At 62.4% G+C, this 13,611-nt stretch carries 11 protein-coding genes and 1 pseudogene; 5 read left to right on the top strand and 7 right to left on the bottom strand.

What is annotated here, in order from left to right; translation table 11 throughout:
* Window positions 1-34 precede the first annotated feature (34 nt).
* Both dusB and Uis1B_RS03065 read right to left on the bottom strand, forming a co-directional pair.
* Window positions 35-1,264, bottom strand: coding sequence for a tRNA dihydrouridine synthase DusB (gene dusB, locus Uis1B_RS03060; RefSeq protein ID WP_243390234.1), 1,230 nt, complete (start codon window positions 1,262-1,264; stop codon window positions 35-37).
* A 126-nt stretch (window positions 1,265-1,390) separates the two neighbouring features.
* On the bottom strand, window positions 1,391-2,866 hold the full coding sequence (locus Uis1B_RS03065) for a glycine--tRNA ligase (protein ID WP_101615458.1): 1,476 nt from the start codon (window positions 2,864-2,866) through the stop codon (window positions 1,391-1,393).
* 257 nt (window positions 2,867-3,123) lie between these two features.
* Between Uis1B_RS03065 and thiM the strand changes: the two genes are divergently transcribed.
* From thiM to Uis1B_RS03090, 5 genes and pseudogenes are all read left to right on the top strand, one after another.
* On the top strand, window positions 3,124-4,020 hold the full coding sequence (gene thiM / locus Uis1B_RS03070) for a hydroxyethylthiazole kinase (RefSeq protein ID WP_423734855.1): 897 nt from the start codon (window positions 3,124-3,126) through the stop codon (window positions 4,018-4,020).
* A 25-nt stretch (window positions 4,021-4,045) separates the two neighbouring features.
* Window positions 4,046-5,161: a thiamine phosphate synthase gene (gene thiE, locus Uis1B_RS12295; RefSeq protein WP_243390235.1), complete on the top strand. Its 1,116-nt coding sequence runs from the start codon at window positions 4,046-4,048 to the stop codon at window positions 5,159-5,161.
* Between the two features lie 27 nt (window positions 5,162-5,188).
* A complete protein-coding gene (locus tag Uis1B_RS03080) occupies window positions 5,189-6,283 on the top strand; it encodes a LacI family DNA-binding transcriptional regulator (protein ID WP_101615462.1) in 1,095 nt (364 codons plus the stop codon).
* Window positions 6,284-6,624: 341 nt separating this feature from the next.
* A pseudogene (locus Uis1B_RS03085) lies at window positions 6,625-7,973 on the top strand (oligosaccharide MFS transporter).
* An 88-nt stretch (window positions 7,974-8,061) separates the two neighbouring features.
* Window positions 8,062-9,636: a glycoside hydrolase family 32 protein gene (locus tag Uis1B_RS03090; protein ID WP_101615464.1), complete on the top strand. Its 1,575-nt coding sequence runs from the start codon at window positions 8,062-8,064 to the stop codon at window positions 9,634-9,636.
* 96 nt (window positions 9,637-9,732) lie between these two features.
* Here Uis1B_RS03090 and Uis1B_RS03095 read toward each other — a convergent pair whose 3' ends face one another.
* The 5 genes from Uis1B_RS03095 to recO form a co-directional block, all read right to left on the bottom strand.
* Window positions 9,733-10,446, bottom strand: a complete 714-nt coding sequence (locus Uis1B_RS03095; RefSeq protein WP_101615466.1) for an ABC-2 transporter permease — start codon at window positions 10,444-10,446, stop codon at window positions 9,733-9,735.
* Window positions 10,443-11,378: an ABC transporter ATP-binding protein gene (locus Uis1B_RS03100; RefSeq protein WP_101615468.1), complete on the bottom strand. Its 936-nt coding sequence runs from the start codon at window positions 11,376-11,378 to the stop codon at window positions 10,443-10,445. Before Uis1B_RS03100 ends, Uis1B_RS03095 begins: the two co-directional genes overlap by 4 nt.
* A gap of 100 nt (window positions 11,379-11,478) precedes the next feature.
* Window positions 11,479-11,856, bottom strand: a complete 378-nt coding sequence (locus Uis1B_RS03105; protein WP_101615470.1) for a GntR family transcriptional regulator — start codon at window positions 11,854-11,856, stop codon at window positions 11,479-11,481.
* 174 nt (window positions 11,857-12,030) lie between these two features.
* A complete protein-coding gene (locus tag Uis1B_RS03110; protein WP_101615472.1) occupies window positions 12,031-12,822 on the bottom strand; it encodes an isoprenyl transferase in 792 nt (263 codons plus the stop codon).
* A gap of 4 nt (window positions 12,823-12,826) precedes the next feature.
* A complete protein-coding gene (gene recO, locus Uis1B_RS03115; RefSeq protein WP_101615474.1) occupies window positions 12,827-13,576 on the bottom strand; it encodes a DNA repair protein RecO in 750 nt (249 codons plus the stop codon).
* Between the last annotated feature and the right edge of the window lie 35 nt (window positions 13,577-13,611).

Here is a 13,611-nt window from a genome sequence, read left to right on the forward strand (position 1 = left end):
GAACGCGGAACCCCCACGGGAGTCGTCCCGTATCTCAGTATGACGCATCCATCGGATCGTCACCGAACAGCGTTTCACGCTGCTCATGCGTGGTGACTCGGGAATCCAGCCACCCATACGGCAGATGAACCTTTTTGGCGAATCTCACACGACCGCGGGGTTTGTCGATGATCCGGACCGGATACTCCACCGTCGGATCGAGCCGACCGATCTCGCGCCTGACGTCGTCGAGGGATTCGCACTCCATGAACGCTCTGCGCGTGGAGCCGCCGACCGGGAAGCCCTTGAGATACCAGGCGATGTGCTTGCGCAGATCATGAACGGCCATCCGCTCGTCGCCATCGTAGAACCGCGTGAGCAGTTCGGCATGACGCCAGATCACGGCACAGACCTCACCCAGATTCGGATTGAGACGTTCACGGCTGCCCTCGAAGGCGTTCCTGATGTTCGCGAACAGCCACGGGCGACCCTGACATCCACGCCCTATAGCCACTCCGTCGCATCCGGTCTGACGAATCATGGCCAGAGCATCCTCGGCGCCCCAGATGTCGCCGTTGCCGAACACCGGAATGTCCAGCATCGACTTGAGTTCGCCGATACGACTCCAATCGGAATGTCCGCCATAGTATTCGGCGGTGGTGCGGGCGTGGAGCGTGACCGCCCGGCATCCCTCCTCCTGGGCGATGCGACCGGCCTCATGGAACGTCTCATGCTCGTGGTCGATGCCGACGCGGATCTTCGCGGTGACCGGAATGCCGGCATCGTCGCACACCTTCACCACGCGCCGCAGAATCTCGGCGAACAGATCGGTCTTCCACGGCAGCGCGGAGCCACCGCCCCGCCGAGTGACCTTGGGAACCGGGCATCCGAAATTGAGGTCGACGTGATCGGCCATATTCTCGTCCACGACGATCCTTGCGGCCTGTTCGACGATCGACGGATCGACCCCGTACAGCTGCAGGGAGCGCACACGTTCGGTAGGCGCAAAACGACACAGCCTCAGCGCCTTGGGATTGCGGGCGACCAAAGCCCTGGCCGTGATCATTTCAGCCACATACAGACCATCGGGTCCGTATTCCTCGCACAGCACGCGAAACGGCCAGTTGGTCACTCCCGCCATCGGGGAGAGCATCACCGGGGTAGGTACGGTGATCGAACCGAGTTTCACCGGATGGATGCGTACCACTTCCACGGCATCGGCCGCGGAATCCGTACGAGGATCGAGGTTTTCGGTTTCGTGAGGCGAGGTAATCGTGGTCTCCATGGACTCCATCACTCAATGAACGACGCAATGAACAACAATGAACCGGCTGGTCCGGCTTGCCGACCGTTCGCACCGTTCGGCAAACCGACCACGCAGGATCACGCGGACAGGATCAGACGCGCAGGATCAGTACAGGCCTCCGGCCTCGTTGATCTTCACGGAATCCGGCCAGGGATCCCCTCCCATGGATACCGGCTTCTGCGGGACATGGGTGCGCTTCTCGCCGATGCGGGCGGCGACGTAATCGGAAACCTTGTCGAGCGACACGCGCTCCTGCTTCATGGTGTCGCGTTCGCGGATGGTGACGGCCTGATCGTCGAGCGTATCGAAATCGACGGTGACGCACAGCGGGGTGCCGATCTCGTCCTCGCGACGGTAGCGGCGGCCGATGGCCCCGGACTCGTCGTAGTCGATCATCCATTCGTTCTGGCGCAGATCCGCGGCGAGGTTCTGAGCCACCTCCTGCAGGGCGGGCTTCTTGCTCAGCGGCAGCACGGCGGCCTTGATCGGAGCCAGACGCGGATCGAGACGCAGCACGGTGCGCTTGTCGACGCCGCCCTTGGTGTTCGGCGCCTCGTCGACGTCGTAGGCGTCCACCAGGAAGCACATGAGCGAGCGGGTCAGGCCGGCGGCCGGTTCGATGACGTACGGCACGTACCGTTCTCCGGTGGCCTGGTTGAAGTAGCTCAGGTCCTCGCCGGAGTGCTTCGCATGCGCCGAAAGATCGAAGTCGGTGCGGTTGGCCACGCCCTCGAGCTCACCCCAGTCGGATCCCTGGAAACCGAACTTGTATTCGATGTCGACGGTTCGCTTCGAATAGTGGGCGAGCTTCTCCTTCGGATGCTCGTAGTGGCGCAGATTCTCCGGCTTGACGCCGAGATCGAGATACCACTGGGTACGGGCGTCGATCCAATACTGGTGCCAATCCTCATCGGTGCCGGGCTGAACGAAGAACTCCATCTCCATCTGCTCGAATTCGCGGGTTCGGAAGATGAAGTTGCCGGGCGTGATCTCGTTGCGGAAGCTCTTGCCCATGTTGGCGATGCCGAACGGGGGCTTGGACCGGGAGGAGGTCATCACGTTCTTGAAATCGACGAAGATGCCCTGGGCTGTCTCCGGACGCAGATAGTGCAGACTGTTCTCGTCCTCCACGGGACCGAGATGGGTGCGCAGCATCATGTTGAAGTCGCGCGGCTCGGTCCACTTGCCACGGGTGCCGCAGTCGGGGCAGACGATGTCGGCCATGCCGTTCTCCGGCAGCTTGTCCCCGTGCTTCTCGGCATAGGACTCCTCCAGCTTGTCGGCACGGTTGCGCTTGTGACAGTTGAGGCATTCGACCAGCGGATCATTGAAGACCGCGACGTGGCCGGACGCCACCCATACGGGAGTCGGCAGGATGATGGACGTATCCACGCCCACCACATCGCCGCGAGTGACGACCATCGAACGCCACCACTCGCGCTTGATGTTGTCCTTCAGAGCGACGCCGAGCGGACCATAGTCCCAAGCGGAACGGGTACCGCCGTAGATCTCGCCGGCGGGGAACACAAAGCCGCGACGCTTCGCGAGCGAGACAACGGCATCAAGTTTCGATTCAGCCACAATGCACCTTCTGGTTTGAACGGTTTGGGGTCGTGTACAACCGCTTTACATTACCGCCAAGCGATGACAGCGGGCAGCCGAGGAGGATCTGTCCACTATCGCGCATAGGTTGTGGAACGGAAACCGGGGAGCCCGCCGTATGGGTCACGGGTCGAAAGGGGTGCGGCCCATCTCCTGGAACCTGTTGGACGACACCGTCATCGGACGACATCATCATAGGGAGGCATCGCATGAGCACGGACGCACCGAACACCGATATTCCTCGTGATTCGAACGCACCGCGCGGCAAAACCACGGCATACGATCCGAAGACGAATCGCAATCTGCCGATCAACAACCCATTGCGCAACGAGATCGCCCAAGCCGTTGCGGACGTACGGGCCTCGGGGCCGCTGGCCCAGTCACTCACCAATGTCGTCACCATCAATCTGGTGGCCAACGCCCAGCTGGCGGTAGGCGGCACGGCAGCCATGCACTACAGCGCCGAAGAGGCCCACGCACTCAATCAGGGAGCCTCCAAGGCCACCTACATCAATATGGGTACCCTGCTGGAGGAGTTCCGGGATCAGTATCCGGCCGCGGCCCGCGACACCGCGGCCGCCGGACTGCCCTGGGTGCTCGACCCCGTGGGCGCCGGTGCCGGAGAGCTGCGGACGGCCATTCTCCGATCGTTCGTCGAGAACCCTCCGGACATCGTACGCTGCAACGCTTCGGAAGCCATGGCGCTGGCGGGAATCTGGAATCTCGACGCCCCGGGCGCCACGCACCCGCACGCCGGCGTGGAATCAGCCGACGATGTGGAATCGGCGGTGCCGGCCGCCCACGCCATCGCACGGTTCACCTCCGGCGTGGTCTGCGTCTCAGGCGCCGTGGATCTGGTCACCGACGGCCATCTCGACTTCTATCTTCCCGGAGGCAGCGTGTGGATGACCAAGATCACCGGGGCCGGTTGCTCGCTCGGCGGCGTGAGCGCCACCTACGCCTGCGTGGCCCGACCGCTGGTCGCGGCCCTCACCGCGGCGCTGCACTACAACCGTGCGGCCGACGCAGCCGAAAGGGTGGCCAACGGACCCGCCTCGTTCCAGACGGCGTTCATCGACGCCCTGTGGAACACATCGGCCGATGAAATCGCGCAGTCCACGATCTTCATCTGATCCCATTGCAGAGGAAAGGAACACCATGACATTCAGATTTCCCCATCCCTCGATGCGCGAGAAGTTCGACATCTCGGCCTATCTGGTTCTCGGCCCCGATGACACCCACGGCCGTCCGGTGGCCGAAGTCGTGCGGGACGCTCTTCGCGGAGGGGTGACGTTCGTACAGCTGCGCGCCAAGCATTCCGATGCCGGCGAGATCATCGAGATGGCCCGCGACATCGCGGATGTGATCCGCAAGGAAGGCAAGAGCTATACGGTGCCGCTGCTGATCGACGACAGACTCGATGCGGTGCTCGCCGCACGCGAACGGGGGATCAAGGTCGACGGCGTACATGTGGGACAGACCGATGTCCCCGCTGATATCTGCCGACGACTGCTCGGACCGGAGGCGATCGTCGGTCTGAGCGCGAACACCACGGAACTGTTCGACATCATCGAACGGATGCCTGCGGGAATCATCGATTACATCGGCGCCGGAGCCGTGCACCCCACCTCGACGAAACCGGAGGCCACGTTGATCGAAAACGCCGGGGATGACGCCGCATCCATCGAGGCGATCTCCCGGCTGTGCAGGATCAGCGAATACCCGGTGGTGGCCGGCGGCGGCGTGAAGCCCGATGACGTGGCACCCCTGGCACGGGCCGGCGCCGACGGCTGGTTCGTCGTCTCGGCCATCGCCGGTGCGGATGATCCTCAATCGGCCGCCCGGGAGATGACCACGATCTGGCGGAAGACGAAGGCATCAATGCCTGATTCGTCGCACACCGGCACCCGCCACGCACGGATCGAGATCGGAGCCGCCAATGTACGGCCGGACGATGACCGATACGTCAACACGTTGGCCCAGCTCACGATCTGGCCCACGGGAGTCGGCGAGGAACTGAGCGATTACGTGGCCGAGGTGGTGAGGGTGATCCGCGAATCCGGCATTCGCAACGAAACCCATGCCATGTCCACGGAGCTTGAGGGTGACTACGACGACGTGATCGCGTTGGTGAAGCGCGCCGCGTTCGTGCTGCGCGACCATGGATACCGCACGCAGGTGAGTCTGCAGATGGACATGCGGCCCGGATACCGGGATCAGATGCATCGCAAGGTCGAGCTGGTCGATGAAATCATCGAGCGAAACGGACAATAACCCTCACACCCGTTAGACTTGGTAGTCATGACCACCATGAAGGAGATTGCCGAGCGCACGGGGGTATCGGTTTCGACGGTCTCTTTAGTTCTCAACGGCCGTGATGCAGGAAGGGTGAAGCCCGGCATCGCGGCGAACGTGCGCAAGACGGCAAAAGATCTGGGATACATACCCAACCCGCTGGCCAGAAGTCTGCGGACCAGCAAAACGAAGATACTGGGATTCATCAGCGACGAGATCGCCACCACCCCATATGCGGGCAGACTGATCCTCGGTGCGCAGGACGCCGCACGGTCGTTGGGGTACATGCTGTTCACCGTCAACACGAATGGCGATCAGGATCTCGAACATCATGAGATCGAGACGCTGAAACGATATGACGTGGACGGGTTCCTCTACGCCTGCATGTTCGATCGCCCTGTCGATCTGCCGGGCAACCTTGACCCGCTGCCCACCGTTCTGCTGGACGGTACGGACAGGATGGGGAGGGCGGTCTCCATCGCGCCTGACGAGCGTCGCATCGGATACGACGCCACCCGACGTCTGATCTCGGTCGGATGCCGCTCGATCGCCTATATCGGTGCCGGCGGCGAGGATCGTCCTCGCATCAACGGCAGGATACTGGCCGACCGATATCCCGCCGACGTTCTTCGGGAGCGGGGATACCAGGATGTCCTGCGCGAAGCGGGGATGAAGGCGGATCCCGATCTGGTGGTTCACGTCGACTACAACCATTCGGCCCTCGAATCCGTCGAGACGCTGTTCGATGGCGGACATCCCGACGGATTCGTCTGCTTCAACGACGCCCGCGCCTGGTACGTCTACCTGTGCGCCGCGCAGCGCAATCTCCGGATAGGCCGCGACATCAGCGTCGTGGGCGTGGACAACCACCGTCTGGTCGCGGAGACGCTGTCTCCTCAGCTCACCACCGTGGACCTGCCACACTATGAGATGGGATATTGGGGCACGCTCAAGCTGGTGTCGATGATCGAGCACCGCGGTCTCGACGACATGAGGCCGACCGACACGGTCTCCCCCCTGCCCGATCTGGATGCCGCGAACGCGATGATCCACTGCACGCTGATCGACAAAAGCTCGGTCGTCAGCCCCGACGGTCGATAACAGCGAACAGACCGCCACCTAACTCCGACATCGCATCCCGCACCTGCACGGCATGGTCATGCTGGTGCGGATCATCGTCGCCCGCATGACCGCGTATGCCATCGAACCCGTTCGACACGCCGAGAACGCACCACCCCCCATCTGAGCAAGCGCTTGCGCGAAATCCGTGACGTCAACCAAGCGTCAATCGTTTGACGTAAACGCGTTTAACAATTAACATCATTAATGCAAGTAACGGAGCGGCACAGTAGCCGACCCGACCGGATCAACGACCGAGTCACTGCCGCAGCGATGCGGCGCACGGCGCACCGACACGTATCACAGAGAGAAACGGATCATTCATGGCAAACACAACCAAGGTATGGCGGAACCCCTCGTATCTGCAAAGCTCGTTCGGCATCTTCCTGTTCTTCTGCTCCTGGGGCATCTGGTGGTCGTTCTTCCAGCGCTGGCTGATTTCCGGCGTGGGACTCACCAACGCCGAGGTCGGCACCATCTACTCCATCAACTCGCTGGCCACGCTGATCATCATGTTCGTCTACGGCGCCATCCAGGACCAGCTCGGCATCAAGCGCAAGCTGGTGATCTTCGTCTCAGCCGTCGCCGCTCTGGTCGGCCCGTTCGTCCAATTCGTCTACGCCCCGATGATCCTCGCCGGCGGCACCACCCGCTACATCGGCGCGTTCATCGGCTCCATCGTGCTGTCCGCCGGCTTCATGTCGGGCTGCTCGCTCTTCGAGGCCGTCACCGAACGCTACTCCCGCAAGTTCGGATTCGAATACGGCCAGTCCCGCGCCTGGGGCTCTTTCGGCTACGCCATCGTCGCCCTGTGCGCCGGATTCCTGTTCAACATCAATCCGCTCATCAACTTCTGGGTCGGCTCCGCCTTCGGCGTGTGCATGCTGCTCGTCTACGCCTTCTGGGTACCGAGCGAGCAGAGGACCGAACTGAGGAAGGAATCCGAACCGAACGCCGAACCCACCAACCCCTCCTTCAGGGAGATGGTGGCCGTGCTCAGAATGCCGACCCTGTGGGTGCTCATCGTCTTCATGCTGCTGACCAACACCTTCTACACCGTGTTCGACCAGCAGATGTTCCCCACCTACTACGCCTCCCTGTTCCCCACCGAAGCCATCGGCAACGCCACCTACGGCACGCTCAACGGCTTCCAGGTGTTCCTCGAATCCGCGATGATGGGCGTCGTGCCGATCATCATGAAGAAGGTCGGCGTGCGCAACGCCCTGCTGCTCGGCGCCACCGTGATGTTCCTGCGCATCGGCCTGTGCGGCGTGTTCCACGATCCGGTCACCGTCTCCATCGTCAAGCTGTTCCACTCCATCGAGGTGCCGCTGTTCTGCCTGCCGGCGTTCCGCTACTTCACCCTGCACTTCGACACGAAGCTCTCCGCCACGCTGTACATGGTGGGCTTCCAGATCGCCTCGCAGGTCGGCCAGGTCATCTTCTCCACCCCGCTGGCGCCTTCCACGACAAGATGGCCCAAGTGCTCCCCTATAACGACATGGGCTCCCGCGTGACCTTCTGGGTCATCTCCGCCATCGTGCTGTGCGCGCTGATCTACGGCATCTTCGTCATCAAGCGCGATGATCAGGAGGTCGGCGGCGACCCGTTCTACACCGACAGGCAGCTGCGTGAGATGAAGGCCGCTCAGGCCTCCGAGTCCAAGGACTGAGAACGCCGCACCGCGCATCGGCAGCAACCCATCGAACACGAACACCATCCATCCAACGCGAACACCAATCAGAAAGGATCATCCGACGATGAGCGACTTCACTCCCATCTACTCCCCCATCAGGAATCACGCCGAGGAACTCGCCAGGGCCGAGGCCGGCGCGGCCCGGCTGGCGGCGACCCGCAACGACCGCTGGTACCCGAAGTTCCACATCGCCTCCAACGGCGGCTGGATCAACGACCCCAACGGCCTGTGCTACTACCGGGGCCGCTGGCACGTCTACTACCAGCTGCACCCCTACGGCACCCAGTGGGGTTCCTGCCACTGGGGCCACGTCTCCAGCGACGACATGATCACCTGGCGGCGCGAGCCCATCACCTTCGCTCCCAGCCTTGAAGAGGAGAAGGACGGCGTGTTCTCCGGTTCCGCGGTGATCGACGACGATGGCAAGGTGCGGTTCTACTACACCGGCCACCGCTGGGCCAACGGTGTGGACGGCTCCGACGGCGAATGGCAGGTGCAGATGCTCGCCGAACCGACCGACGACACCCTGAACGCGGTCGACAAGAAGGGCGTCGTCGTCGACTGCCCGCGCGAGAAGGTGAACTCGCACTTCCGCGACCCGAAGGTGTGGAAGACCAACGGCGTATGGTACATGACCTTCGGCGTCTCCTCCGCCGAAAAGCGCGGCCAGATGTGGCTGTACACCTCCGAGGACATGGTCGAGTGGACGTTCAAGACCGTGCTCTTCGAACATCCGGACCCGGACGTGTTCATGCTCGAATGCCCCGACTTCTTCCCCGTCACCGACAAGAACGGCACCGAGAAATGGGTCATCGGATTCTCCGCCATGGGGTCCAAGCCGAGCGGATTCATGAACCGCAACGTCAACAACGCCGGGTACATGATCGGCACATGGGAGCCGGGCGGCGAGTTCAAGCCGGAGACCGACTTCCGCCTGTGGGACTGCGGCCACAACTTCTACGCGCCGCAGTCGTTCAACACCGTGCCCGGAGATACGGCCGACAACGCCGACGGCCGGCAGATCATGTACGGCTGGTACAGCCCGTTCGTCGATCCGATCCCGATGCAGGCCGACGGCTGGTGCGGCCAGCTGACGCTGCCGCGCGAGGTGTTCCTCGGCGACGACGGTGACGTATACACCGCTCCGGCGGCCGAGATGACCGGTCTGCGCGAGGATTCCACGGAAGTCGGCGCCCTTGAGGTCAGGTCCGGCACCGACCACACGGTGATGGACGATGCCGAGGCCGTCGAGATCGAGCTGACCATCGACCTGAAGCACACCACCGCCGAGCGTGCGGGGCTGAAGGTCCACGCCACCGAGGACGACTCCTACACGTATGTGGCATACGACAACCAGATCGGCGGTGTGGTCGTGGACCGTCAGACCAACAGGTACGGCGACCGTGGCTATCGCATGGCGCCGCTCGATCAGGCCGAACGCGAGGCCGACGAGCTGAAGCTGCGGGTGTTCGTGGACCGCGGTTCCGTGGAGGTCTACGTGAACGACGGCCATCAGGTGCTCAGCTCCTACAGCTACGCGGACGGAGGCACGCGCGCGATCAGGCTCTCCGCCGAATCCGGCGACCTTACGGTCAGCGCCCTGACCACGCATCATCTGAAGTCCATCGGACTGGAATAGTCGACGTTCCCCCGGACGACGAAGGGCGGGCAAAAGAACGAAAAGGCCGGTGAGTGCCCACGACGGGAGCTCACCGGCCTTTCGCATGGCACGAGCCTACATCTCCTTGCGCTCGTACAGTCTCACCGAAAGCAGATACGAGCCCGCCAGCACGACCGCGGCGATGACCACGCCAAGCACACCGGTGAGCCAGACGGAGGAGAACACATGGGAACCGAGCCAGCCCAGAATCGTCTGGACCTGATCGGAGAACCGCGCCGCAAGAACGAATCCGCAAAGCATCAGTCCGGAACCGGCGAAGACCACGACGTACAGGAGCGTCTGCGCCTTGAATCGATAGACGAGCACGAGCACGATGGCGGCGAGCACCACGTATGCGAACAGCAGTGCGGCCAACGTCCCCCATGGCAGGGCACCCATGGATCCCAGCTGACCGGCGACGGCGAAGGCCAGCGGATAGGTGAGGGCCTCGGTCAGGATGAAGATCACGCCGAAGATCAGCAGATACACGTACCGACCCAGCACCTGATTGCGGCGGGACACCGGCATCAGCCCGTTCATATCCGCATTGTTGCCCATATCCTGATACACGGAGGGGAAGGTCATGAAGCTCACGTACATCATCAGGTTCAGAGCGGCGAGGTACTTGTACAGCCAGAGGATCCCCGCAGTGGCGGCATCGCCGCCTATGACGAGCGTCAGCACCACCATCAGTATCGGCATCGACAGTACATAGCCGACGACCATGCCATACCCCACGCTGGTCATGCGAGCCCAGTCCACACGCATGGATTTCACCATCGCATTCATCGTGCGACCCCCTTCACTGCGTTGCCGTTTCCAGTACGGCCGTTCCTTGCATTCGTCAGTCGGATGATCTCGTCGATGCTGGCCGGTTCCACCAGCAGTCGCGCCTGCCCTGCCCCGTTCAGGTCACGGGTATCCTCCACGCGCAGTAGCGCGTCGAATCCGGTTTCGTATCGGTGGATGCCCACTGCGCGGGCCCGTATGGTCTCGTCAAGGTCGCCCAGCCCGCCCTTGACCACGCGGAACGCGTCGAGGAACTCGTCCTTCGGTCCGGTGAAGTACAGCCGCCCGCGGGTGATGTAGGTGATGAAGTCGGCGGCGTTCTCCAGATCGGAGGTGATGTGCGTGCTGAACAGCACGGTGTGTTCGCCATCCTCGATGTATTCGTGGAGGATGTCCATGAGTTCGTCCCGGGCCAGCACGTCGAGGCCGCTGGTCGGCTCGTCGAGGATGAGCAGCCTGGCGTCGTGGCTGAGCGCCACGGCGAGCATGAGCTTCATCAGCATGCCGCGCGAAAGCTCCTTGACCTTCTTCCTCCGGTCGAGGCCGAACCGCCGCAGGTATCCATCGAACAGACGATGATTCCATGTGGAGTACAGTCCCCTGACCGACTGCTCCACTTTGCGGATGGTCCATACGTCGACGAAATAGCTGGAATCGAATACGACGCCCAGACGTTCCTTCGCCTGCTCCTCATTCGTGATGTTGTCGTATCCGAGCACCTCGATGGAGCCGGCGTCGCGCCGCACCATGTTGAGGATGAGTTTGATGAGCGTGGATTTGCCCGCTCCGTTGGGGCCGATGAGTCCCATGATGTACCCGGAGGGCAGGTCGAACGTGATGTCGTCAAGCCGGAATCCGGAATCGTATTGCTTGCTGACGCCGTTCACGCTGAGCGCGAGCGGCTCGGTGCCGCTGATCGCATCAAGCACCATGATCGCTCCTTTTTCGTCATCGCCGATGCCCGGAATACGGGCAACGAGCGCGCGGCCAATTCAATGGCCCGCGTTGTTCCAGGTCAACCCATCCGCATGATCATGGCTCTTCGCCGTATGCCTCATCAAGCATGGCGTGCAGTTCGGCAGCCGGAATGTCCGCAGCCTTCGCCGCCTTCACCACGTCCGCAAGGCCGGTCCGTACGCGAACGACCAGACGGTCCCTCATCACGTCGTTGCCTTTCGGCATGACGAAGGTGCCCTTGCCCTGGACGTTGCGCACCACGCCCTCATCAGCCAGTTCGTTGTATGCCCTGGTGATGGTGAGCACGGAGACGCGAAGCTCCTTGGCGAGCTTGCGCAGCGACGGCAATGCCTCGCCCGCTTCCAGCTCGCCGGAGAGCACCGCCGAACGGATCTGCGTCTTGATCTGCTCGTAGATGGGTTCACCGGACACGGAAGAGATGATCAGCCTCATTCCCTGCCCCTTTCCTTGTTGTTCAACAGCACCAGTACTGTTGTGCTGTCATATAGAACAGTACAACAGTTGCGACAACTGTGCAACTCGGAACCATAACAGTAGGCATGTCGGAGAACCATCGCCGCTAAACCGATGATTCTCCGTCATCGGCGGCGATTCTGGCGCAGCGATTCAGCGCTTCACACCACCGAACCGACGATCGCGGTGAATGTAGTGGTCGATGGAACGCCACAGGACCTCGCGGCCGCAATCGGGGAACAGCTCGGGAACGAAATCAAGCTCCGCATAGGCCGCCTCCCACGGCAGGAAATTACTGGTCCGCTGCTCCCCGGACGTGCGGATCACCAGATCGCAGTCGGGAATGTCAGGGTTATACAGGTGCTGGGAGATCATCTTCTCGGTCACACGATCCCCGCTGATCCGCCCGTCACGTACCTCGCGGGCGATGGCCGCACAGGCGTCGGCGATCTCGGCCCGGCCACCGTAGTTGATGCAGAACACCACATCGATGGTCCTGTTGTGCTTCGTCCGTTCCATCGCCACCTCAAGCTCGTCGATCACCGACTTCCACAGCTTCGGCCGCCTGCCGGACCATCGCACGCGCACACCCCAATCATCCATCTGCGCCACCCGGCGATGGATGATCTCGCGACTGAAGCCCATCAGAAACCGCACCTCCTGCGGTGAGCGCTTCCAGTTTTCGGTGGAGAACGTATACAGACTCAGATACCGCACACCGGCCTCGATGGCACCGGCGATGGTGTCGAACACCACCGGTTCGGCCGCCTGATGCCCTTCGGTACGGATCAGTCCCCGCTGCTGGGCCCAACGGCCATTGCCGTCCATGATCACACCGACATGGCGGGGCACCTTGCCTTTGGGGAAATCGGGAATGCGGGAGGGGTCCGAAAACGGTGCGGCGGGAATATCCAGCGACCGGTAGTCCACATGTTCAAAAGCCATACCGCTAATCTAACAGGCGTGCGGAACGAATCGGCCGTTCCAGATAGTATTCCGCCCATTCCTCGATCAGTCGATCGACGATGACCGCGCGGTCGGTTGCCGCTCCCGCTGTCGGATCCTCCAATGCCCGCCAATCCCCCGACAGCAGCGATCGCAGACGGATGATGCGGCTCATATCGATCCCTCTGGATTCGGGGGTGTGATCGCCTTCGCACATCACGCCGCCGGCTGGAACGGAGAGGAACCACCGTTCGTCTTCTCCTGTGGCCGGTCTGCCGCACACCACGCAGGATTCGAGACGCGGCCGCCATCCGGCCAACGCCAGCGAGCGCAGCAGATAGGAATCGGTCACGTCGCGAACATCGTGCAGGTGTCGCGCCAAAGCCGAGATCGCGCCGACCACCAGCCGATACTGCGGCACGGAAGGTTCGTCCAACGTTGAGAACAGTTTGTCCGCGGTCTCCCCGATCACATTGGCGGCAAGATACCGATCATAGTCGGCGATGAGCGGATCGGCGTAGGCGCTGACGGTGGCCGCCTGCGAGATCACGTCGAGACTGCGCCCGGTTGCGATCAGCAGATCGACCCTCATGAACGGTTCCAGGCGACCGCCGAACCGGGATTTGATCCGGCGCACGCCTTTGGCCACGGCACGCACCTTGCCATGACCGCTTGTCAGCACCGTCACGATGCCGTCGGCTTCGCCCAGCTTCGTCATGCGCAGCACCAATCCTTCGTCACGATACAGCGGCATACCGTCGCCGCCTCCTTTCCTCCGTTTCCTTTCCC

The organism is Bifidobacterium margollesii (assembly GCF_002860355.1).
Taxonomy (GTDB): Bacteria; Actinomycetota; Actinomycetes; order Actinomycetales; family Bifidobacteriaceae; genus Galliscardovia; species Galliscardovia margollesii.

Coding starts and splice junctions, on each gene's coding strand:
- dusB (WP_243390234.1), bottom strand. CDS start 1,264: ATGGAGACCACGATTACCTCGCCTCACGAAACCGAAAACCTCGATCCT.
- thiE (WP_243390235.1), top strand. CDS start 4,046: ATGACATTCAGATTTCCCCATCCCTCGATGCGCGAGAAGTTCGACATC.
- Uis1B_RS03080 (WP_101615462.1), top strand. CDS start 5,189: ATGACCACCATGAAGGAGATTGCCGAGCGCACGGGGGTATCGGTTTCG.
- Uis1B_RS03090 (WP_101615464.1), top strand. CDS start 8,062: ATGAGCGACTTCACTCCCATCTACTCCCCCATCAGGAATCACGCCGAG.
- Uis1B_RS03095 (WP_101615466.1), bottom strand. CDS start 10,446: ATGAATGCGATGGTGAAATCCATGCGTGTGGACTGGGCTCGCATGACC.
- Uis1B_RS03100 (WP_101615468.1), bottom strand. CDS start 11,378: ATGGTGCTTGATGCGATCAGCGGCACCGAGCCGCTCGCGCTCAGCGTG.
- Uis1B_RS03105 (WP_101615470.1), bottom strand. CDS start 11,856: ATGAGGCTGATCATCTCTTCCGTGTCCGGTGAACCCATCTACGAGCAG.
- Uis1B_RS03110 (WP_101615472.1), bottom strand. CDS start 12,822: ATGGCTTTTGAACATGTGGACTACCGGTCGCTGGATATTCCCGCCGCA.
- recO (WP_101615474.1), bottom strand. CDS start 13,576: ATGCCGCTGTATCGTGACGAAGGATTGGTGCTGCGCATGACGAAGCTG.